The 20,307-nt window shown below is 62.4% G+C and carries 20 protein-coding genes and 1 riboswitch; of the genes, 14 read left to right on the top strand and 6 right to left on the bottom strand.

Translation table 11 applies throughout. The features are described 5' to 3' along the window. The 10 genes from C8K44_RS25055 to gcvP all read left to right on the top strand — a co-directional run. Nucleotides 1-849 (top strand): zinc-binding dehydrogenase (locus tag C8K44_RS25055; RefSeq protein WP_109578481.1); only part of this gene is annotated, 849 nt, incomplete at its 5' end. After that, entirely contained in the window at nt 849-1,325 is a 477-nt protein-coding gene (locus C8K44_RS25050) for a GNAT family N-acetyltransferase (protein WP_109578480.1), read from the top strand. The genes C8K44_RS25055 and C8K44_RS25050, both read left to right, overlap by 1 nt. Before the next feature lie 141 nt (nt 1,326-1,466). Next, nucleotides 1,467-1,955 (top strand): YaiI/YqxD family protein, encoded by a 489-nt coding sequence (locus C8K44_RS25045; RefSeq protein WP_109578479.1) that lies wholly within the window; start codon nt 1,467-1,469, stop codon nt 1,953-1,955. After that, complete coding sequence (locus C8K44_RS25040; protein WP_109578478.1) at nt 1,952-2,599, top strand: DUF1345 domain-containing protein; 648 nt, start codon at nt 1,952-1,954, stop codon at nt 2,597-2,599. The genes C8K44_RS25045 and C8K44_RS25040 overlap by 4 nt, the downstream gene beginning before the upstream one ends. 164 nt (nt 2,600-2,763) lie before the next feature. Beyond that, a complete protein-coding gene (locus C8K44_RS25035; protein ID WP_245417628.1) occupies nt 2,764-3,594 on the top strand; it encodes a cytochrome b/b6 domain-containing protein in 831 nt (276 codons plus the stop codon). Nucleotide 3,595: 1 nt separating this feature from the next. Beyond that, entirely contained in the window at nt 3,596-4,387 is a 792-nt protein-coding gene (locus tag C8K44_RS25030) for a molybdopterin-binding protein (protein ID WP_109578476.1), read from the top strand. Nucleotides 4,388-4,546: 159 nt separating this feature from the next. After that, entirely contained in the window at nt 4,547-4,927 is a 381-nt protein-coding gene (locus C8K44_RS25025) for a helix-turn-helix transcriptional regulator (protein WP_109578475.1), read from the top strand. Nucleotides 4,928-5,046: 119 nt separating this feature from the next. Then, a riboswitch (glycine riboswitch) is annotated at nt 5,047-5,133 on the top strand. 148 nt (nt 5,134-5,281) lie between these two features. Beyond that, nucleotides 5,282-6,382, top strand: a complete 1,101-nt coding sequence (gcvT, locus tag C8K44_RS25020) for a glycine cleavage system aminomethyltransferase GcvT (RefSeq protein WP_109578474.1) — start codon at nt 5,282-5,284, stop codon at nt 6,380-6,382. 5 nt (nt 6,383-6,387) lie between these two features. Beyond that, nucleotides 6,388-6,756: a glycine cleavage system protein GcvH gene (gene gcvH, locus C8K44_RS25015; RefSeq protein ID WP_109578487.1), complete on the top strand. Its 369-nt coding sequence runs from the start codon at nt 6,388-6,390 to the stop codon at nt 6,754-6,756. A 14-nt stretch (nt 6,757-6,770) separates the two neighbouring features. Further along, nucleotides 6,771-9,581, top strand: coding sequence for an aminomethyl-transferring glycine dehydrogenase (gcvP, locus tag C8K44_RS25010; protein WP_109578473.1), 2,811 nt, complete (start codon nt 6,771-6,773; stop codon nt 9,579-9,581). Between the two features lie 108 nt (nt 9,582-9,689). Here the strand turns inward: gcvP and C8K44_RS25005 are convergent, their stop codons facing one another. Both C8K44_RS25005 and C8K44_RS27600 read right to left on the bottom strand, forming a co-directional pair. After that, complete coding sequence (locus C8K44_RS25005) at nt 9,690-10,667, bottom strand: GGDEF domain-containing protein (RefSeq protein WP_245417627.1); 978 nt, start codon at nt 10,665-10,667, stop codon at nt 9,690-9,692. A gap of 265 nt (nt 10,668-10,932) precedes the next feature. Then, nucleotides 10,933-11,088 carry a hypothetical protein gene (locus C8K44_RS27600; RefSeq protein ID WP_158282787.1) on the bottom strand — a complete coding sequence of 52 codons (156 nt, stop codon included), beginning with the start codon at nt 11,086-11,088 and terminating at the stop codon, nt 10,933-10,935. Nucleotides 11,089-11,112: 24 nt separating this feature from the next. Here C8K44_RS27600 and parE point away from each other — a divergent pair, with 24 nt between their 5' ends. Then, on the top strand, nt 11,113-13,176 hold the full coding sequence (parE, locus tag C8K44_RS25000; protein WP_109578486.1) for a DNA topoisomerase IV subunit B: 2,064 nt from the start codon (nt 11,113-11,115) through the stop codon (nt 13,174-13,176). A gap of 18 nt (nt 13,177-13,194) precedes the next feature. Here parE and C8K44_RS24995 read toward each other — a convergent pair whose 3' ends face one another. After that, on the bottom strand, nt 13,195-14,316 hold the full coding sequence (locus C8K44_RS24995) for a DUF2336 domain-containing protein (RefSeq protein ID WP_109578471.1): 1,122 nt from the start codon (nt 14,314-14,316) through the stop codon (nt 13,195-13,197). Between the two features lie 148 nt (nt 14,317-14,464). Between C8K44_RS24995 and C8K44_RS24990 the strand changes: the two genes are divergently transcribed. Beyond that, nucleotides 14,465-14,917 (top strand): MaoC family dehydratase, encoded by a 453-nt coding sequence (locus tag C8K44_RS24990; protein ID WP_109578485.1) that lies wholly within the window; start codon nt 14,465-14,467, stop codon nt 14,915-14,917. Between the two features lie 4 nt (nt 14,918-14,921). Further along, a complete protein-coding gene (locus C8K44_RS24985; protein WP_109578470.1) occupies nt 14,922-15,803 on the top strand; it encodes a CoA ester lyase in 882 nt (293 codons plus the stop codon). On the opposite strand, the gene C8K44_RS24980 is transcribed toward C8K44_RS24985, so the two are convergent. Together C8K44_RS24980 and C8K44_RS24975 are read right to left on the bottom strand one after the other, a co-directional pair. Then, entirely contained in the window at nt 15,800-16,405 is a 606-nt protein-coding gene (locus C8K44_RS24980) for a flavin reductase family protein (RefSeq protein ID WP_109578469.1), read from the bottom strand. The two genes, C8K44_RS24985 and C8K44_RS24980, sit on opposite strands and share 4 nt — an antisense overlap. A 4-nt stretch (nt 16,406-16,409) precedes the next feature. Beyond that, nucleotides 16,410-16,994 carry a nitroreductase gene (locus C8K44_RS24975; protein ID WP_109578484.1) on the bottom strand — a complete coding sequence of 195 codons (585 nt, stop codon included), beginning with the start codon at nt 16,992-16,994 and terminating at the stop codon, nt 16,410-16,412. 138 nt (nt 16,995-17,132) lie between these two features. On the opposite strand from C8K44_RS24975, the gene C8K44_RS24970 reads away from it, so the two are divergent. Next, nucleotides 17,133-18,095 carry a hypothetical protein gene (locus tag C8K44_RS24970; protein ID WP_109578468.1) on the top strand — a complete coding sequence of 321 codons (963 nt, stop codon included), beginning with the start codon at nt 17,133-17,135 and terminating at the stop codon, nt 18,093-18,095. 88 nt (nt 18,096-18,183) lie between these two features. Here C8K44_RS24970 and thrS read toward each other — a convergent pair whose 3' ends face one another. Beyond that, nucleotides 18,184-20,151 carry a threonine--tRNA ligase gene (gene thrS / locus C8K44_RS24965; RefSeq protein ID WP_109578467.1) on the bottom strand — a complete coding sequence of 656 codons (1,968 nt, stop codon included), beginning with the start codon at nt 20,149-20,151 and terminating at the stop codon, nt 18,184-18,186. Between the last annotated feature and the right edge of the window lie 156 nt (nt 20,152-20,307).

The following is a 20,307-nucleotide window of genomic DNA, read 5'->3' as shown; positions in this document are numbered from 1 at the left end:
TCCTGCCCGTCGTGCCTGTCGCGCAAGACCAACCTGTGCACGGCGATCCGCTCGACCCAGGGCCAGGGCCTGATGCCCGATGGCTCCAGCCGCTTTTCGATCGGCAAGGACAAGATCTTCCACTACATGGGCTGCTCGACCTTTTCGAACTTCACCGTGTTGCCCGAGATCGCGCTCGCCAAGGTCAATCCCGACGCGCCCTTCGACAAGATCTGCTACATCGGCTGCGGGGTGACCACCGGCATCGGCGCCGTCATCAACACGGCACGCGTCGAGATCGGTTCGACCGCCATCGTCTTTGGCCTTGGCGGCATCGGCCTCAACGTCATCCAGGGCCTGCGTCTGGCGGGCGCCGACATGATCATCGGCGTCGATTTGAACAACGACAAGAAGGCCTGGGGCGAACGCTTCGGCATGACCCATTTCGTCAACCCCAAGGAAGTCGACGGCGACATCGTGCCGTATCTGGTCAACCTGACCAAGCGCGGCGCCGACCAGATCGGCGGCGCCGACTACACCTTCGACTGCACCGGCAACGTCAAGGTGATGCGCCAGGCGCTGGAAAGTGCTCATCGCGGCTGGGGCGAGTCGATCGTCATCGGCGTCGCAGGTGCTGGCCAGGAAATCTCGACGCGGCCGTTCCAGCTGGTCACCGGCCGCACCTGGAGGGGCACCGCCTTCGGCGGCGCGCGCGGCCGCACCGACGTGCCTAAGATCGTCGACTGGTACATGGAGGGCAAGATTGAGATCGACCCGATGATCACCCATACGCTCAAGCTCGAAGACATCAACAAGGGCTTTGACCTCATGCATGCCGGCGAGAGCATCCGCAGCGTGGTGGTTTACTGATGAGCGCAGTTGCATACGAGGTCGACGTCAGGAGCCTGGACGACATGTCTTCGCGCGACCTCTATACGATGCTGAAAATGCGCATTGACGTCTTCGTCGTCGAACAGAAATGCGCCTTCCCCGAAATGGACGGCAAGGACCCCGAGGCTCTGCATCTCAGGCTCCTTGCTGGCAAGGCACTGTTAGCGAGCACGCGCATCATCGCCCCTAAAGGCGCCAGCGATCCGGCCTATATCGGCCGGGTCGTGGTGTCGCCAGATCATCGTGGCAAGCGGCTCGGCGACAAGGTGATGGTGGAATCGATTGCCGCCTGCGAGAGCCTGTTTCCGGGCAGTCGGATCGCGCTGTCGGCGCAGAGCCATCTCGAACGGTTCTACAAGTCATTCGGCTTCGAGACGGTGTCAGAAGAGTATCTCGAAGATGATATTCCCCACATCGACATGCTCAGGCCTGTTTCACGCGCAAGCGCAGCGTAGGCGCAAGCCAGTTCGTTTCGAAGGCTCCGGCGACGTGTCTCGTTGGCAGGTCGTCGGTTTTTCGGACCATTGTTCGCGAATGATCGGATGTGCCATGGTCGGTCTCCATTCGACGACGCCATTTCCCGGAACTTGCCTGAAATGACCGAAAACAACCCGATCATCTATGTCGACGCCGACGCCTGCCCGGTGAAGGACGAGGTGGTGAAGGTCGCCGAACGACTGGGCCTTGTCGTCACCTTCGTCTCCAATGGCGGGCTACGGCCTTCGCGCGATCCGATGATCCGCAATGTCGTCGTTTCGAAGAGTGCGGATGCCGCAGACGACTGGATCGTCGAGAACGCCGGGACCAACGACATCGTCGTCACCGCCGACATTCCGCTCGCCGCGCGCACTGTCGCTCTCGGCGCCCATGTACTGGGCCCGACGGGCAAACCCTTCACGCCAGAGACCATCGGCATGGCCGTGGCCATGCGCGACCTCAAGCAGCATCTGCGCGAAACCGGCGAGAGCAAGGGCTACAACGCTTCCTTTTCGCCACAGGATCGGTCGCGTTTTCTCGGTGCGCTTGACCAGATGGTACGGCGAGCGTTGCGCGCAGCATCTTCGCCCGGAGAAGAACCGGCATGACGCAGTTTCGCCGTCATGTCATTTTCCTCACCAGCGCCGGCGTCGGACTGCTGGCGCTGGCCGCTGCCCTGGTATTGCAACATCCCTTGAGCTACAGCATCGCCGCCAACGCCTTCTTTGTGACCTACGTTCTTCTGGTGCTGCGTGAAATGCCAAGGCTGACGGCGGACTTCCTGAGCCGGCGCGCCCAGCAGGCCGACGAGCCTGTCTGGATCATTTTCCTGGTAACGATCGGCATCATTGCCGTGGCTGTGGGTTCGTTGTTCGTGCTGATGAACGCCAAGCAGATCCCGCACCCCTACTGGCTCGCCTTTTCGCTGCTGTCGTTGCCACTGGGCTGGTCCACCATCCACGCCATGGCGGCGCTGCATTATGCCCATCTCTTCTGGAAGGGTGACAAAACAGCGTCAACGCGCAGCCGCACTCCGGTGGGAGGATTGATATTTCCAGAGACCGTGCGCCCTTGCGGTTGGGATTTTCTCTACTTCTCCCTCGTCATCGGCATGACGGCCCAGACCGCCGACACCAACATCTCCTCCACCGTCATGCGCAAGGCTGTAATGGCCCATTCGGTCCTGTCGTTCTTCTTCAACACCATCATCGTGGCCGCGGCTGTCAACCTCGTGGTCTCACTGGCAAACTGACCGGCTCACGCGAATATCATCGCGGCAACGAAACAAATCCCAATCTCCAAGCGTAATCACTTTCGATGGGGCGTAAAATGACGTCCCGGGACGGCCGATGCCACGGGAGATCAGGTGCGATGGAAAGCCAAGTACGCATGGCGCATCGGGCAGATAAGCAGCCCATGCCGATCGCCGAAGGCGAGCTCGTATACCGGCAGACACGCTGGACACGCCTCACCCATTGGCTCTGGGCGCTGTCGCTGTTTTTCCTGCTGCTCAGCGGCCTGCAGATCTTCAACGCACATCCGGCGCTCTACATCGGCAAGCAGTCCGGATTTGCCTTCAACAACGATGTGTTGACCATCGGCGCGGAAGATACGACAACAGGACCAGTAGGTTACACGACAGTTCTCGGCCATCGATTCAACACGACGGGTGTGCTTGGCCTGTCCGGCCCGAGCGACAATCCGAGCGGCCGAGCTTTCCCCGCCTGGGCGACCATCCCATCCGGCCAGGATTTGGCAACCGGCCGCGTCGTACACTTTTTCTTCGCGTGGCTTTTATCCGGCACGCTGTTCGTCTGGCTCGTCGCCAGCCTGTTTAGTGGTCATCTGCGGCGCGATCTCGCGCCCGGTGGCGAAGACCTGCGCCGCCTGCCCAAAGACATCGCCGATCATGCTCGCCTGAAATTCCATCACAGCCGCGACTACAACACCCTGCAAAAACTTGCCTATGGCGGGGTGTTGTTCATGCTGCTGCCCCTGATGATCCTGACGGGCCTTGCCATGTCACCCAGCATGAACGCGGCCGTACCGTTCATCGCCGATTTGCTTGGCGGACGTCAGACCGCACGAACCATCCACTTCGCCACGATGACGCTGCTCGTCGGCTTCTTCGTCATACACATGCTGATGATCCTTGCCGCGGGTCCGTTCAATGAACTACGCTCAATCATCACAGGCTGGTATCGCACCGATCCGCCTGAAAGCGGCCGCCACCAAGGGAGCGCTTGAGATGTCGAGGTTCCAGCTCACTCGCCGCCGCTTCCTTACCGCAGCAACACTTGGGGCGTCGACGGTTGCGCTCTCCGGCTGCGATGCCTTCGACTTCCTGCAGGACCGCGACAGCAAGGTGCGCAACTTTCTCACCGGCGCCAACGATCTGACTTACCACGCCCAAAGGCTGATCGCCGGGCGCTCATCCCTCGCCCAGGAATTCACCGAGGCCGACATCCGCCAACCGCAGCGGCCCAATGGCATCACCGCCCCCAACGACGACACCTACCTCGCACTCCAATCCAACGATTTTGCCGATTGGCGGCTGCAGGTCATCGGCCTTGTCGAAAAGCCGCTGTCCTTGTCTCGGCAGCAGCTGATGAGCATGCCCTCGCGCACCCAGATCACCCGCCACGACTGCGTCGAAGGCTGGAGTTGCATCGCCAAATGGACGGGCGTTCCGATGGCGCTCGTGCTCGACCAGGCAGTGGTGAAGCCTCAGGCGCGCTACGCGGTCTTTCATTGCCTCGACACGATCGAGCAGAGCTTGTCGGGTAACATCAAATACTACGGTTCGATCGACCTGGTCGATGCTCGCCATCCCCAAACAATCCTCGCTTACGGCATGAATGGCCGGCCGCTGCCGGTGGAGAACGGCGCGCCGCTACGCGTACGGGTCGAGCGCCAGCTCGGCTACAAGATGCCGAAATACGTCCACAAGATCGAACTGGTCGACAGCTTCGGCACAATGGGGCTCGGAAAGGGCGGCTATTGGGAAGACCGCGGCTACGACTGGTATGGCGGCATCTGAAGCATACCAGTCGAGCGAAATTACTCCGTCGACTTTTCAAGAAGTTGACAACTTTTCCGGATCTTACGGTTGCACGGCCGGCCCTGGTGGTCGATGCTCGCTTCGTGCCGCCCATCCATGCTGCGGCCCAAATCCAACGCACCATAGGAGGCCCATCTGGTGTCCGACACCACGAACATCTATGAACAAAACCCCGATTTCGACACCATTGGCGGACGCTTGTCGCGGGCCCGCGAAGCGACTGGCCTGAGCGCTGCGGACCTTGCATGGCGGCTCGGAGTGAAGACAGCTACAATCAACGCCTGGGAGCGCGACCGCTCGCAACCCGGAGCGCATCGCATCAACAAGCTGGCCGGACTGCTTGGCACCAGCATCTCCTGGATCCTGCACGGCATCGGCCCCGCTCCGCGGGAAGACGATCTCTCCGTGGCTTCGGTCTCGCAGCAGATGGAGCGGCTGCGACGGCTGCACCGCCAGACCGGCAACCTGATCGGCCAGCTTGAGCGCGACCTGCGCAAGCTGGAAGGTGCAAACGCCTGAGAGGCACTACCCGGAAGTATTGAATAGGACTATCCTCCCGGTGAATAAGCACTGCGCGTCTAGGTGACAAAGCGTCGTGCTTGGGATATTGACGACTCGTCTGGAGCCTTTGCGGGCTCCACCTGTTTGCGGGAGAGAGCAGCGAAAGCTGACGCCGAAGGGGAAATCGCCCGAAATCTCTCAGGCAAAAGAACCGTAAACGGGAAGGACACTCTGGAAAGTCGGGACTTTGATCCCGCGCCGAAGGTGTAAGCGCTGCCGACAGAGTTCCGGAGCGCGAGTCTCTCAGGCTTCAGACAGAGGGGCACGGAATGGCCGCCACAGCGGCTGGACACGTGCGACTCTGGAGAAGACATGACGGGCGACAAAACCAACGAACTACCCCTTGCAGACCTGCATTCCGCCGCTGGTGCGCGCTTTGGCGCTTTTGCCGGCTGGAACATGCCGTTGACCTACCCTGCCGGCGTGATGAAGGAGCACCTTCACACCCGCGAGCATGTCGGCCTGTTCGACATTTCCCACATGAAGCTGTTCGTGGTCAGCGGACCGGGTGCCGCCGACCTCATCAACCGCGCCTGTCCGCTCGATGCCAAGGCACTCGAGTTCAAGCAGTCGAAATACACCTTCTTCCTCACCGAAGGCGCGGGCGTCATCGACGACCTGATCATCACCAGGCTTGGCGACGAGCGTTTCATGGTCGTCGCCAACGCAGGCAATGCCGCGACCGACGAAGCGCATCTGAGAGCGCTGGCCAACGACTTCGACGCGAATGTCGAGCCGCTTGACCGCGTCTTCATCGCCATTCAGGGCCCGGAAGCAGCCATCGTGCTCGAAAAGGCCGGTATTGCCACCGACGGCCTGTTGTTCATGCAAGGCTTCGAGCCGCGCGCCAACTGGTTCATGAGCCGCTCCGGCTACACCGGCGAGGACGGTTTCGAGATCGGCCTGCCTGAAGCCGACGCTCGCGAGTTGCTCGGCAAGCTGCTCGCCGACGAGCGTGTCATGTGGATCGGCCTTGCCGCCCGTGACAGCCTTCGTCTCGAAGCAGGTCTTTGCCTGCACGGCAACGACATCACCCCCGACACCGATCCGGCAAGTGCCGGCCTGATGTGGGCCATCCCGAAGGACCTGCGCGCCGAGGGCAAGTTCATCGGCGCCGCCGCGCTGGCGAGCATCCTCGCTGCCGGCGCCCAGGAAAAGCGCGTCGGCCTGAAGCCTGAAGGCCGCCAGCCGGTGCGCTCGGGCGCTGAACTCTTCGATGCCGACGGCAACCGTGTCGGCCGCGTTACCTCCGGCGGCTTTGGCCCCTCGGCTGGCTTCCCTGTCGCCATGGGTTACGTCTCCACCCCGCTGGCCAAGGCCGGAACCCGCGTCTTCGCGGATGTGCGCGGCACCAAGGTGCCCGTCGACGTCCATTCCCTTCCCTTCACGCAGCATCGCTATCGCAAAGGATGATTTCCATGACCAAGACCTATTACACCGAAGACCATGAGTGGCTGCGCGTCGAGGGCGATGTCGCAACAGTCGGCATTACCGACTACGCCCAGGAACAGCTTGGCGACCTGGTTTTCGTCGAATTGCCCGAGACCGGACGCAAGGTCGCCAAGGGCGACGTCGCGGTCGTCGTTGAATCCGTCAAGGCGGCCTCGGACGTCTATGCGCCGCTCGACGGCGAGATCATCGACACCAATGCGACGCTCTCGGCCGACCCGGCCCTCGTCAATTCGGCTGCCACCGGCGACGGCTGGCTGTGGAAGATGAAGATCGCCAATGCGGGCCAGCTCGATGGCCTGATGGATGAAGCTGGCTACAAAGCCCATATCGGTTGACAGGATCGCCTGAGATGACCACTGCACCTTATCCCTTTTCGGCCCGTCACATCGGGCCCGGCGCGACGGATTCCCGCGCCATGCTGGCCGCCATCGGCGTGCCTTCGGTCGAAACGCTGATTTCGCAAGCGGTTCCGAAGTCGATCCGGCTCGATCGCGCGCTGAACCTGCCGGCACCCGCGAGCGAACATGAAGCGCTCGCCGAGCTAGGCGAGAAGATGAGCCGCAACAAGGTGCTGAAGAGCTTCATTGGTGCCGGCTATCATGGCGTCAACGTGCCTCCGGTCATCCAGCGCAACCTGTTCGAGAACCCGGCCTGGTACACCGCCTATACGCCTTACCAGGCCGAAATCAGCCAAGGCCGCCTGGAATTGCTGTTCCACTTCCAGACGCTGGTTGCCGAACTGACCGGCCTGCCCGTCGCCTCCGCCTCGCTGCTCGATGAAGCGACAGCGGTCGCCGAAGCTGTCGGCATCGCGCTGCGCCATCACCGCGACAAGCGCAGCCGCGTCGCGCTTGCCGGTGCAGCCCATCCGCAGGTGCTCGACGTCGTTCGGACCCGCGCCGAGCCACTCGGCACCGAAATCGACGGCGAGACCATCGACGACAGTACCGCAGCGCTGATCGTTTCCTGGCCCGACACCAACGGCGTCTATGGCGACCACAAGTCGGCGATCGAAAAGGCAAAGGCTGTCGGCGCGATCGTCATTTTCGTGTCCGACCCGCTCAGCCTGACCGTCACCGATACGCCGGCCAGCCTTGGCGCCGACATCGCCACCGGCTCTATGCAGCGCTTCGGCGTGCCGATGGGCTTTGGTGGCCCGCACGCTGCCTATTGCGCCGTTTCCGACAAGCTGACCCGCTTGATGCCGGGCCGCCTCGTTGGCCAGTCAGTCGACAGCAAGGGCCGTCCCGGCTACCGCCTGGCTCTGCAAACGCGCGAGCAGCATATCCGCCGCGACAAGGCGACGTCGAACATCTGCACGGCGCAGGCCCTGCTCGCCAACATGGCGGCATCTTTCGCCATCTGGCATGGCCCAACTGGCCTTCAGGCGATCTCGGAGCGTATCCATTCGTTGGCTAGCCGCCTCGCCGAAGGCCTCAAGGCCGCCGGCCTGTCGGTGCTCGGCGACAAGCGTTTCGACACCGTCACGATCGAAGCCAAGGGCAAGGCAGAAATTTTTGCCGCCGAGGCAGAGAAGACGGGTCGCTTGCTGCGAGTCATCGACGCCGACCACGTTTCGGTCGCCTTCGACGAGACCTCGACCCCTGCCGATCTCGAGGCGATCGCCGCCCTGTTCGGGGCAAGGATCGTAGCAGAGGCCAAGCGTTCGCTGCCGGGCAAGCCGCGTGGCAAGGAGTTCCTGACGCAGCAGGTATTCCATCAGAACCGCTCGGAAACCGACATGATGCGCTTCCTGCGCAGGCTGGCCGACAAGGATCTTGCACTCGACCGCGCCATGATCCCGCTTGGCTCCTGCACGATGAAGCTCAATGCGGCCGCCGAAATGATGCCCGTCAGCTGGCCGTCGGTCGCCAACCTGCATCCGTTCGCACCGACCAGCCACTCGCTCGGCTACCGCGCGATGACCGACGATCTCGAAGCCTGGCTTTGCGAGATCACCGGCTTCGATGCAGTCAGCCTGCAGCCGAATGCCGGTAGCCAGGGCGAATATGCCGGCCTCCTGGCGATCCGCCGCTATCACCATTCGCGTGGTGACACCCAGCGCAACATCTGCCTCATACCGTCTTCCGCGCACGGCACCAATCCGGCCAGTGCCGCGATGGCCGGCATGGACGTGGTTGTCGTGCATTGCCTCGACGACGGCGACATCGATGTCACCGACCTCAAGGTCAAGGCCGAACAACATGCGGACAAGCTTGCTGCGCTGATGTTCACCTATCCCTCGACGCACGGCGTGTTCGAGGAAGGTGCGCGCGACATCTGCGAGATCGTTCATTCGCATGGCGGCCAGGTTTATTTCGACGGCGCCAACCTGAACGCAATGGTCGCACTTTCGCGGCCTGCGGACATCGGCGCCGACGTCTGCCACATGAACCTGCACAAGACCTTCTGCATCCCGCATGGCGGCGGCGGCCCCGGCATCGGCCCGATCGGCGTCAAGTCGCATCTCGCACCGTTCCTGCCCGGCCATGTCGAAATCGGCAGCGAGCATGCGGTTTCGGCCGCTCCGTTCGGCAGTGCGTCGATCCTGCCGATCACCTGGATGTACATCCGGATGATGGGTGCCTCGGGCCTCAAGCAGGCAACGGAAACGGCGATCCTCAACGCCAACTACATCGCTACCAAGCTCGAAGCGCACTATCCGGTGCTGTTCAAGGGCCGCAACGGTCGTGTCGCGCATGAATGCATCCTCGACACCCGCGTGCTCAAGGACCGTGCAGGCATTACAGTCGAGGACATCGCCAAGCGGTTGATCGACTACGGCTTCCACGCACCGACCATGTCGTGGCCGGTCTCCGGCACGCTGATGGTCGAGCCGACAGAGTCCGAGCCGAAGCACGAAATCGACCGTTTCTGCGAAGCGATGATCGCGATCGCAAACGAAGCGGCGAAGGTCGAAAAGGGTGAGTGGCCGAAGGACGACAATCCGCTGGCCAACGCACCGCACACGGCGACCGAGACTCTCGCTGGCGAGTGGAACCATCCCTACTCGCGCCTCGAAGCGGCTTATCCGGGCGGCGATCCCGACACCGTGGCAAAGTACTGGCCACCGGTATCGCGCATCGACAACGTTGCCGGCGACCGCAACCTGGTCTGTGCCTGCCCGCCGCTGAGCGAATATCTCGGCGCCGCCGAGTAAGCTGGCTCAAACATCACGAAACGGCCGGGCACCCTGTCCGGCCGTTTCCATTTTCAGCGGCGGTCCCGCTGACTTGAACCTGCGGTTACGCCACCACAAGCCTTGAGCTTAGGCTGACAGGAGTTCGGGCTCGCGAGACCACTCGCTGTCCGGGGTATTGGCTGTCGCCACGCGGTTGCGTCCGGCGCGCTTGGCCGCATAAAGGGCAGTGTCGGCGGCCAGCAGCATATGTTCAAGCGTGGCGGCATCATCGTCGCCAAAACAGACGCCGACGCTGACCGTGCTGCGCAGGGGGCCGAGCTTGGTCGCAACGATCTCTGCACCGAAAGAAACGCCGATCGCGCGCAGGATCCTGTACGCATCGATCGCAGTTACGCCTGACAAGACGACTGCAAACTCCTCGCCGCCGAGCCGGAACCCCTCGACACCATCGTGAGCGTGTTTCCGGACAACGTCGGCAAAACGCTGCAGCACTCGGTCGCCGACAGCGTGGCCAAAGATATCGTTCGTCCGCTTGAAATGATCGAGATCGAACATGGCAAGCGCCATCGTGGAGCCGAAGTGCGTGTCGCCGTGGAACATGGCCAGCGCCCTGCGATTCAGCAGGCCAGTCAACGGATCAGTCAGGGTTTCTTCGGTCAGCCTGCGGTGCGTGCGCAGATGATGGAAGGAAATGGTCAGCGCGCCGAGCGCGGTCATGCAGGCGACGACCACGACTGTGTTCACGTCCTCGGCCCAGTTGCTGGGCACGCCGCCCAGCACCCACTGCTTCTGCTGGATGATAACGAAAGCGCACAGGGCAAAGGACACGGCGCTGCTGCCGGTCAGCAGCGAGACCGGCACCAGCACGCGCCGATCGACATCCTTGCCGGTCCAGAACGCGGCGGCGATCATGACGAGAATCCCTGTAACCGCCAAGTAAGCGATGACGAAACCGAGGCCGTCGTACCCCGCTGCGGTCACGACGACAGTAATCCCGATGACAATAGCGATCGGCAGCGCCGTCGGCCTCGACCAGCCGCGCTCGATATATTGGTCAGCCGAGGTGAAGACGACAAAAAAGCCGGCCATCAGCAGCGCCAGCATTCCCTGCCCGAGCCACGGCGCGGCATAGCGACCATAGAGCCAAAAGGCGATGACATGGGCGACGAGAAGTAGTATCCCCACCGCCATCGTGAAAACGAAACGGGACTGACGCGCCGTCAGCCAGATCGCGACGAGTGTTCCGCTCAGGCACGCACCCGACAGGGCCGTGGCAAGCAACAAGGAACCAAAGTCAAGCACGGCGCGGCCTTCCTGATGTCCGAATGTTCGGGCAGCAGTTAGTGGGCAATTCAGGTTAGCCGCAACCTTACAAAGCCGCTTCAATCGCCGCCTGGGCGCGACGATTTCGGATAGCGTTTACGAACGGTTGCGACGCCCCGGCCATTTCGGGCATATCGAACGGGCCGTGTACGAACAGATCAGGAACTGTTGCCGGACCGGCAAAACTGGCAAACTCGAACATGTGATTCGCAGCATCGGAAAAACCGTGGACGACAGCAACGACCTTTTCGGCAGCCTCGACAAGCAACCTCTTCGCCCCGTTTCGCGCCCGGCGGATCCGTTGGTGCAGGCGGCTGCGGCTTCCAAACGACCGGCACCGGCTGTCAAGGATGGCAGCGAAGGCTATAGCGCTGCCGACATCGAAGTGCTGGAAGGCCTGGAGCCGGTTCGTCGTAGGCCCGGCATGTACATTGGCGGCACCGATGAAAAAGCGCAGCATCACCTTTTCGCCGAAGTCATCGACAACTCGATGGACGAGGCCGTGGCGGGTCATGCGACCTTCATCGAAGTTGAACTCGATGCCGAAGGCTTTTTGACCGTCACCGACAATGGCCGCGGCATCCCCGTCGACCCTCATCCGAAGTTCAAGAACAAGTCGGCGCTCGAAGTCATCATGACGACGCTGCACGCCGGCGGAAAGTTCGACTCCAAGGTGTATGAGACTTCCGGCGGTCTTCACGGCGTCGGCGTTTCGGTGGTCAACGCACTTTCCGACCAACTCGAGGTCGAAGTCGCGCGCGGACGCCAGCTCTATCGCCAGCGCTTTTCGCGCGGCGTGCCGCAAGGCGGGCTTGAAAGCCTCGGCGACGTGCACAACCGGCGCGGCACCAAGGTACGCTTCCATCCCGACCCGGAGATTTTCGGAAAGACCGCGCATTTCGAGCCGGCTCGCATCTACAAGATGGCGCGCTCGAAGGCTTATCTCTTCGGCGGCGTCGAGATCCGCTGGAGCTGCGACCCCGCGCTGCTCAAGGAAAAGGACGAGACGCCGGCCAAGGCGGTGTTCCATTTCCCAGGCGGCCTCGGCGACTACCTGAAGGCCTCGCTCGGCGATGAGATGCAGGTCACCCGTGAAATCTTCTCGGGCAAGAGCGAAAAGCAGGGCGGCCACGGCTCGGTGGAATGGGCAGTCACCTGGTATGGTGGCGACGGCTTCATCAATTCCTATTGCAACACGATCCCGACCGGCGACGGCGGCACCCACGAGATGGGCTTCCGCAACGCGCTGACGCGCGGCCTGCGTGCCTACGCCGACCTCGTCGGCAACAAGCGCGCCTCGATCATGACCAGCGAAGACGTGATGATCTCGGCGGCTGGCATGATGTCGGTGTTCATCCGCGAGCCGGAGTTCGTCGGCCAGACCAAGGACAAGCTGGCAACCGTCGAAGCCATGCGCATCGTCGAGACCGCGCTCCGCGATCCCTTCGACCACTGGCTCGCCGACAACCCGCAGGAAGCCTCCAAACTGCTCGACTGGGTCATCGCGCGGGCCGACGAGCGCGTTCGCCGACGCCAGGAAAAGGAAGTTTCGCGCAAGAGCGCCGTGCGCAAGCTGCGCCTGCCCGGCAAGCTCGCCGACTGCACGCAGAACGCCGCCGCCGGCGCCGAACTGTTCATCGTCGAAGGCGACTCGGCGGGCGGCTCGGCCAAGCAGGCGCGCGACCGCTCGATGCAGGCGATCCTGCCGCTTCGCGGCAAGATCCTCAACGTTGCCAGCGCCGGCCACGACAAGCTGACCGCCAACCAGCAGATCGCCGACCTGATCCAGGCGCTAGGCTGCGGCACGCGTTCGAAATACCGCGACGAAGACCTTCGTTACGACCGCGTCATCATCATGACCGACGCCGACGTCGACGGTGCCCACATTGCTTCCTTGCTGATCACGTTCTTCTACCAGGAGATGCCGCAGCTGATCCGCGACGGCCATCTCTATATGGCCGTGCCGCCGCTCTACAGCCTGCGTCAGGGTGGCAAGGTTGGCTATGCCCGCGACGACGCCCACAAGGAAGAGCTTCTGCGGACCGAATTCAATGGACGTGGCAAGGTCGAGATCGGCCGTTTCAAGGGCCTTGGCGAGATGATGGCGAGCCAGCTCAAGGAAACCACGATGGACCCCAAGAAGCGCACGCTCCTGCGGGTCGACGTGATCGATGCGGAAGACGCCACCAAGTCGGCCGTCGATGCGCTGATGGGCACCAAGCCGGAAGCGCGCTTCCGCTTCATCCAGGACCGCGCCGAGTTTGCGCAGACGGAAGTTCTGGATATCTGAGGCGCGCCGGCTGCCTGCCTAGGCAGCCGCAATCGCCAGTGCATGGCCACGCGCATTCTCGCGCAGCGCTTCAAGGTGGATCGACTTTACCAAACCCGCCAATTCGCCCTGAGCTGTCTGGCCGCCCAACTCCTTGAGCATCAGCCAGCTGACTTCCTGGGCGCCGGCAACGCGGCGGCCATTGGCCACCTCGCGCCAGACCTTCAGAGCGCGCAAGATGATCGCATGCGTCGCATCAGCCAGACCAGCGGATCGGAACAGTGCGGTCAACGCAACATCCTGCCCGGCCGATAGCAGCGCCCTTACCCGTGGTTCGTCGCGGCCGGTCAACACGACCAGGGCGGCACCGAAAAAGTCAACCTTGCCATGGGCGAGGATGCGGATGATGAAGCTCGCCGTCAGGTCGCCCCTCAAACGCAAATGTTCGACCAGCGCCAAGTGCTCGTCGGCGCGGGTACCTTCGATGAGTGTCAAAGATGCCTTCACGCAGGCCTCGCGCGTCACCTTTTCGGCCCGCGCAGCACCCATCAACGCCATGACCAAAGGGGATGCCCTCAAGGCCTCACCGAGCTTGACCAGTAGCAGATGCCGGCAGTCGGACGGCAGACGCGGGTCGGCAACAAGTGCCTCTCGCACGCGCGCGTCGTGGCCAAAGCGTTCGGCGATCCGGCGGAAGCTCAGCGAAGCGATAGTGGCGCCATAGTTCTGCAGCAACACGACACAGGTCTCCGCCTCGCCCACCTCGGCGATGGCCGCCGCAAGTGACATCGAAACGACTGCCCGGTCAGCGACAAGTTTCTGAAGCGCGACCGAGCCAGACGCCACCCGATCGATCAGGTCCGCATCGGTCAGCAAGGGCGAACGTGCAATTACCATGGCCGCCACATCAGGCTGGTCGGAGGCCAGAGCCGAAATGATCTGAAGCGGCGCATGCGCACTCATCGACAGTGCCTCGGCCAGCGCCTGACGTACCTTCGATGAGGGATCGTCAAGCAGCAGCGTCAATGCTGCCTCTGCAGCGCAGCGGTCCTCGAAAGGCATCTGGCGGTTGACATAGGCGTTCGCCAAGGCTGCCGCGGCGGCTGCCCGCTCGCTGACCTTGGCCGTGTCGATCCATCGCAGAAAATGCGAGACAACCATTCGCTTTTTTCGCCCCCGGCAATCTATGCCAATCCCCAGAATCGAACCTAGGAACAAAAGGTTTACGAACGGTTCACCATATCCGTTAACCCGCTTGCGGCGTGCCACCGCACCGCCTATCAAGCCCTGGCAACCGGAGGAAAAGGTGATGGCAGGACTCTATCTCGAAGAATTCGTGGTTGGTCAGGTCATCCGCCATCAACTCACCAAGACGGTCACCGAAAGCGACAACATGCTGTTCTCGACGATGACCCTGAACGCCCAGCCCCTGCACATAGATTTCGACTTTGCCGCCAAGAGCGAATGGGGCAAGCCGCTGGTCAATTCGCTGTTCACGCTTGGCCTGATGATCGGAATTTCCGTGCACGACACCACGCTCGGCACGACCATAGGCAATCTCGGCATGACCGAGACCACCTTCCCGCATCCGGTGTTCCATGGCGACACCATCCGCGTCGAAACTGAGATCCTGTCGGTGCGCGAATCTAAATCGAAAGCGGACCGTGGCATCGTCGAATTTCTGCATCGCGCCTATAATCAGGACGGCGTGCTGGTCGCCAAATGCCAGCGGCAGGCCATGATGAAAAAGAAGGCGGCTTGAGGCAATGCGCTCACTGCTGTTTGTCCCGGGCGATTCGGAAAAGAAGCTCGAGCGTGGATTTTCGTCCGGCGCCGACGTCGTCATCGTCGACCTTGAAGACTCGGTTTCGGCCGACAACAAGGGGCATGCGCGCGGGGTGGCAGCCGACTTCATTGCCAGCCGCCGCAATGAAACACGCGCGGCGATCTATGTCCGCGTCAACGATCTTTCAACCGGGCTTACCGACGATGACCTCCGGGCGATCGTGCCGATGGCGCCTGACGGTATCATGCTGCCTAAGTCGAACTCCGGCGCCGACGTCCAGCAGTTGTCCACCAAGCTGCGAGTGCACGAGGCCGAAAACGGCCTGCCTGATGGAGCGATCGGCATCATTCCGATCATCACCGAAACGGCGACAGGCGTGCTGGCGACCGGAAGTTATGCCGGCGCAAGCGCGCGCGTTTCTGGTCTGACCTGGGGCGCGGAAGACCTTTCAGCCGCCATCGGCGCGCGCGCCACCCGCGACAGTTCCGGCCGCTACACCGACGTGTTCAGGCTGGCACGAGCAATGACCGTGCTGGGTGCAGCGGCGGCGGATGTCGCAGCGATCGACACCGTCTTTGTCAATTTCCGGCACGCCGAAGCACTACGCGCCGAATGCCTGGACGCCGAACGTGATGGTTTTACAGCCAAGATGGCAATCCATCCCGACCAGGTCGCGGTCATCAACGAGGCATTCACGCCATCAGCCGAGGCCATCGCACACGCCGAAGCCGTGGTCGTGGCCTTTCGGACTGCGGGTAATCCCGGCGTGGTCGGCATCGACGGCCAAATGTATGACCGCCCGCACCTTCGCCGCGCCGAGCGACTTCTGACACGCGCCAAGGCGGCTGGTCTCGGCGGCTAGTCTTTCCAGCGTGGGCGGCGCATCGAAAAAACGGCATCGACGGTCGAATAGTCCATGTAGCCGAGGCGCGCGACATTGCCGGCCTTGACGGTATCGAACAGCCCTTGGGCCAGGAACGCCTCGTCGATATGGACACCGACGACCTCGCCGATGACGACAAAAACGCCCGCGTCGTTGCCGTCCAGCCCTTTGGGCCGAAAGATCTCGGTCACCTTGCATTCGAGCGCGGCCGGCGCCTCGGCGACCCGCGGCGGCGCCACCAGGCGCGACGGCGCAGGCGTCAGGCCGGCGTAGCCGAATTCGCTAACGCCTCGCGGTGCGTTAACCGCGCTGCGGTTCATCCTTTCAGCCAGGTCGCGACCCACGAGATTGGCGACGAACTCGTTGGTTTCGGCGGCGAAGGTAGCGCTGTCCTTCGGACCCTCCGAAGAAAACCAGACAAGATGCGGATTGCTGGAGAAGGCGTTGAAGAACGAATAGGGCGCCAGATTCAGCGCCCCCTCCTTGCTGAGCGTCGAAATCCAGCCGATCGGCCTGGGCGAAACGATCGCCTTGAAAGGATCATGTGGCAGGCCATGGCCTTTCGACGGCTCGTAGAACACGTCCCTATCCTTCCCAAGGACCCGAATAGTCGGAATAGAGCTTGGCCACGTCCGGGCGCGGCCGCTCGGGCGCGGGACCATCATAGCTGCCGATGTGGATAAAGCCCACGACGCGCTCATGTGGCGCCAGGCCCAGCAGCGCGCGCCCTTCTTCGTTGTCGGAATACCAATTGGTGATCCAGTTCGCGCCATAACCCAGCGCATTGGCGGCAATGATCAGGTTCATGGCCGCGGCACCACCCGACAGGAACATCTCCCATTGCGGGATCTTGGCGTTCGACTTGGGGCTCGACACCACGCCGATGACCAGCGGAGCACGCGAGAAGCGCGCCAATTCCTGGTTGCGCCGGCCTTCGGCAAGCGGACCTTCGCGGCGTTCAGCAAGTTCAGCCAGCTTCTTGCCAACCTCGATGCGCGCATCACCGCGATAGATGATGAACCGCCACGGCTCCAGCCGGCCGTGGTCGGGCACGCGGGTTGCCGCACGCAGCATCGTCTCAAGTTCGACGTCGGAAGGCGCTGGCGCGCGCAGTTCGGGAATGGGGGCGGAATTACGGGTCAGCAAAAAGTCGATGATCGGCGATGGCACGGCGCAGGGGCTCCTTGGGTTTTGGGCTGAAGCGCCGGTCCGAAATGACGGCTGCTCTGGCAGCGGCGCATCGTGGTTGAGAATCCATCGCGCCGGAATAGCCTTGAAATTGCCACCGCCTTGCGCTTCAAACAAGGGATGTTCCGGGGATACTTCCGACTTTTCGTGCCGATTCTGGGTGCCGCACTGTTTACGGTGCCGCCTTCGGCTGGCTTCGCCCAGGATGGCGCGACAGCTCTCGAAGGATTGAGCCTGCCCGGCATATCGAGCTTTGCGCCACCGCGCGGCGACGAACCGCTGGCAACCGGCACACTGGGCGAAATAACGCTCACGGCGCAACTCACCGACAAGGGCAAGGACATCAGCCGCGGCCTGGTCTGGCGCGTGTTCCGCCCCGAGGCCGGTCCCGACGGCAAGCTGCCGTTGGTCGCCTCCGCCCAGGGCGGCACCAGCATGTTCCAGCTGCCCCCGGGCAGCTATCTCATCCACGCCTCCTACGGCCGCGCCGGCGCCACCAAGCGCATCACCGTCGGCAAGCAGGCCAAGCGCGAGAACCTCGTGCTCGACGCCGGCGGGTTGAAGCTGGACGCCGTGCTTTCCGGCGGCGTGCGCATCTCACCGGCCAAGCTCAAGTTCTCGATCTTCGAAGGCGGCTCTGCCAACGACAATGAACGTGCCCTCATCATTCCCAACGTCGCGCCGAACACGGTGGTCCGGCTCAATTCCGGCACGTACCACATCGTCTCGAACTACGGCGGCGTCGACGTCCGCTCCGATATCCGCGTCGAGGCCGGAAAGCTCACCGAGGCAACGGTCGAACACCGAGCCGCCGACGTGACTTTCAAGCTGGTGCGCGAGGCCGGTGGCGAAGCCATCGCCGACACATCATGGTCGGTGCTGACGGAATCCGGCGACCCGCTGCGAGAAGCAGTCGGCGCCTTTGCCTCGATGGTGCTTTCGGAAGGCGACTACACGATCATCGCCAAGAATCGCGACCGCATCTACCAGCGCGACTTCACCGTCGTTGCCGGAAACAACCAGGATGTCGAGGTGGTGGCCTCGGAAGATGCGGCGATTGACCCCAACGAAGGTGCGGATTGAAATGGTCGCTTAAGCCGTTCGCAATGAACCACAAAACGGAAAGGGCGGCATCACTGCCGCCCTTTCTGCATTCTGGTAGCCGCTCAGCCTATGCGCGGCGGCGATCCGGTGCGGTCGCTTCATCGCGAAGCGATGCAACCGCTTCGTCAAGCGTCATCGACACCTGGTCGCGCGAGCCGAGACGGCGCACGTTGACGGTCGCCTCTTCGGCCTCGCGCTTGCCGCAGACGAGTATGACCGGCACCTTGGCCAGCGAGTGCTCGCGGACCTTGTAGTTGATCTTCTCGTTGCGCAGATCGGCCTCGGCCGACAGGCCTGCAGCCTTGAGCTTGGCCACCACCGAACGGGCATAGTCATCGGCGTCGGACGTGATCGTCGTCACCACCACCTGCTGCGGCGCAAACCACAGCGGGAAATGGCCCGAGTAGTTCTCGATCAGGATGCCGAGGAAACGCTCCATCGAACCGCAGATGGCGCGATGGATCATGACCGGCTGTTTCTTCTCGGAATCCGAGCCGATATAGAAGGCTCCGAACCGCTCAGGCAGGTTGAAGTCGACCTGGGTCGTGCCGCACTGCCATTCGCGCCCGATGGCATCACGCAGCACATATTCGAACTTGGGGCCGTAGAAGGCGCCCTCGCCCGGATTGATCGAAGTCTTGATGCGGTTGCCCGATTGCGCCTCGATGGTCTTGAGCACATTGCCCATGATCTCTTCGGCGTGATCCCATGCCTCGTCGGAGCCGACACGCTTGTCGGGCCGGGTCGACAGCTTCACCGAAATCTCGTCGAAGCCGAAGTCGGCATAGGTCGACAGGATCAGGTCGTTGATGCGCAGGCACTCTGCAGCCAGCTGCTCTTCGGTGCAGAAGATATGCGCATCGTCCTGCGTGAAGCCGCGCACGCGCATCAGGCCGTGCAAGGCACCCGATGGCTCATAGCGATGCACATTGCCGAATTCGGCAAGCTTCACAGGCAGATCGCGATAGGACTTCAGCCCGTGCTTGAATATCTGCACGTGGCCAGGGCAGTTCATCGGCTTCAGCGCGAAGACGCGGTCGTCGTCGGTGTCGTCGCCAGCGACCGTCACCTTGAACATGGCATCGCGATACCAGCCCCAGTGACCCGACGTCTCCCACAGTGACTTGTCGAGCACCTGGGGCGCGTTGACTTCCTGGTAGCCCTGCTGGTCGAGGCGACGGCGCATGTAGCTGACGAGGTTCTGGAACATCTTCCAGCCCTTGGCATGCCAGAAGACCACGCCTGGGCCCTCTTCCTGGAAATGGAACAGGTCCATTTCGCGGCCGAGGCGGCGATGGTCGCGCTTTTCGGCCTCTTCCAGCATGTGCAGATACTGGTCGAGCTGTGTCTGGTCTGCCCAGGCCGTGCCGTAGATGCGCGTCAGCATCGGGTTGTTGGAATCGCCGCGCCAATAGGCACCGGCCACCTTCATCAGCTTGAAGGCGCTGCCGATCTGGCCGGTCGAGGCCATGTGCGGGCCACGGCAGAGATCGAACCAGTCGCCCTGGGCATAGATCTTGAGGTCCTGGTCTTCTGGGATCGCGTCGATCAGCTCGAGCTTGTAGCCCTCGCCCTTGTCGCGGAACACCTGCTTGGCCTTGTCGCGCGACCAGACTTGCTTGGTGAACGGCTTGTTGCGCCCGATGATCTCGCGCATCTTCTTTTCGATCGCCGGGAAATCCTCGGGCGTGAAAGGTTCGTTGCGCGCAAAATCGTAATAAAAGCCGTTGTCGATGACTGGGCCGATGGTCACCTGGGTACCCGGCCACAGTTCTTGCACGGCTTCCGCCAGCACGTGGGCGGTATCGTGGCGGATGAGTTCCAGCGCGCGCGGATCCTCGCGCGTGATGATCTCGACCTTGCCAGACTTTCCAAGCGGGTCCGAGAGATCGCGCACGGTGCCGTCTACAGCGTAGGCGACGGCCTTCTTGGCCAGCGACTTGGAAATCGACTCGGCCAAGCCAGCACCGGTCAGCGCCGCGTCATATTCGCGGACGGAACCATCGGGAAATGTCAGGGAAACGGAATTCGACAAAGCTCTTCTCCTATCCAGTCCCGCAAACGAGCGCGGGTGGTTAAAAACCGGATGCGTCCGGCAGCGAGGGGTCTTTTATGGCGAGTTTTCGGCCTCGTAAAGACGGGTGGCGATGAGATTGCAACTTAGGGCCGGAGAGATTTGCTTCCGCTAATG

Source organism: Aminobacter sp. AP02 (assembly GCF_003148805.1).
Classification (GTDB): Bacteria; Pseudomonadota; Alphaproteobacteria; order Rhizobiales; family Rhizobiaceae; genus Aminobacter.
The sequence above is the reverse complement of the archived record's forward strand: the minus strand, read 5'-3'. Positions and strand labels throughout refer to the sequence as shown.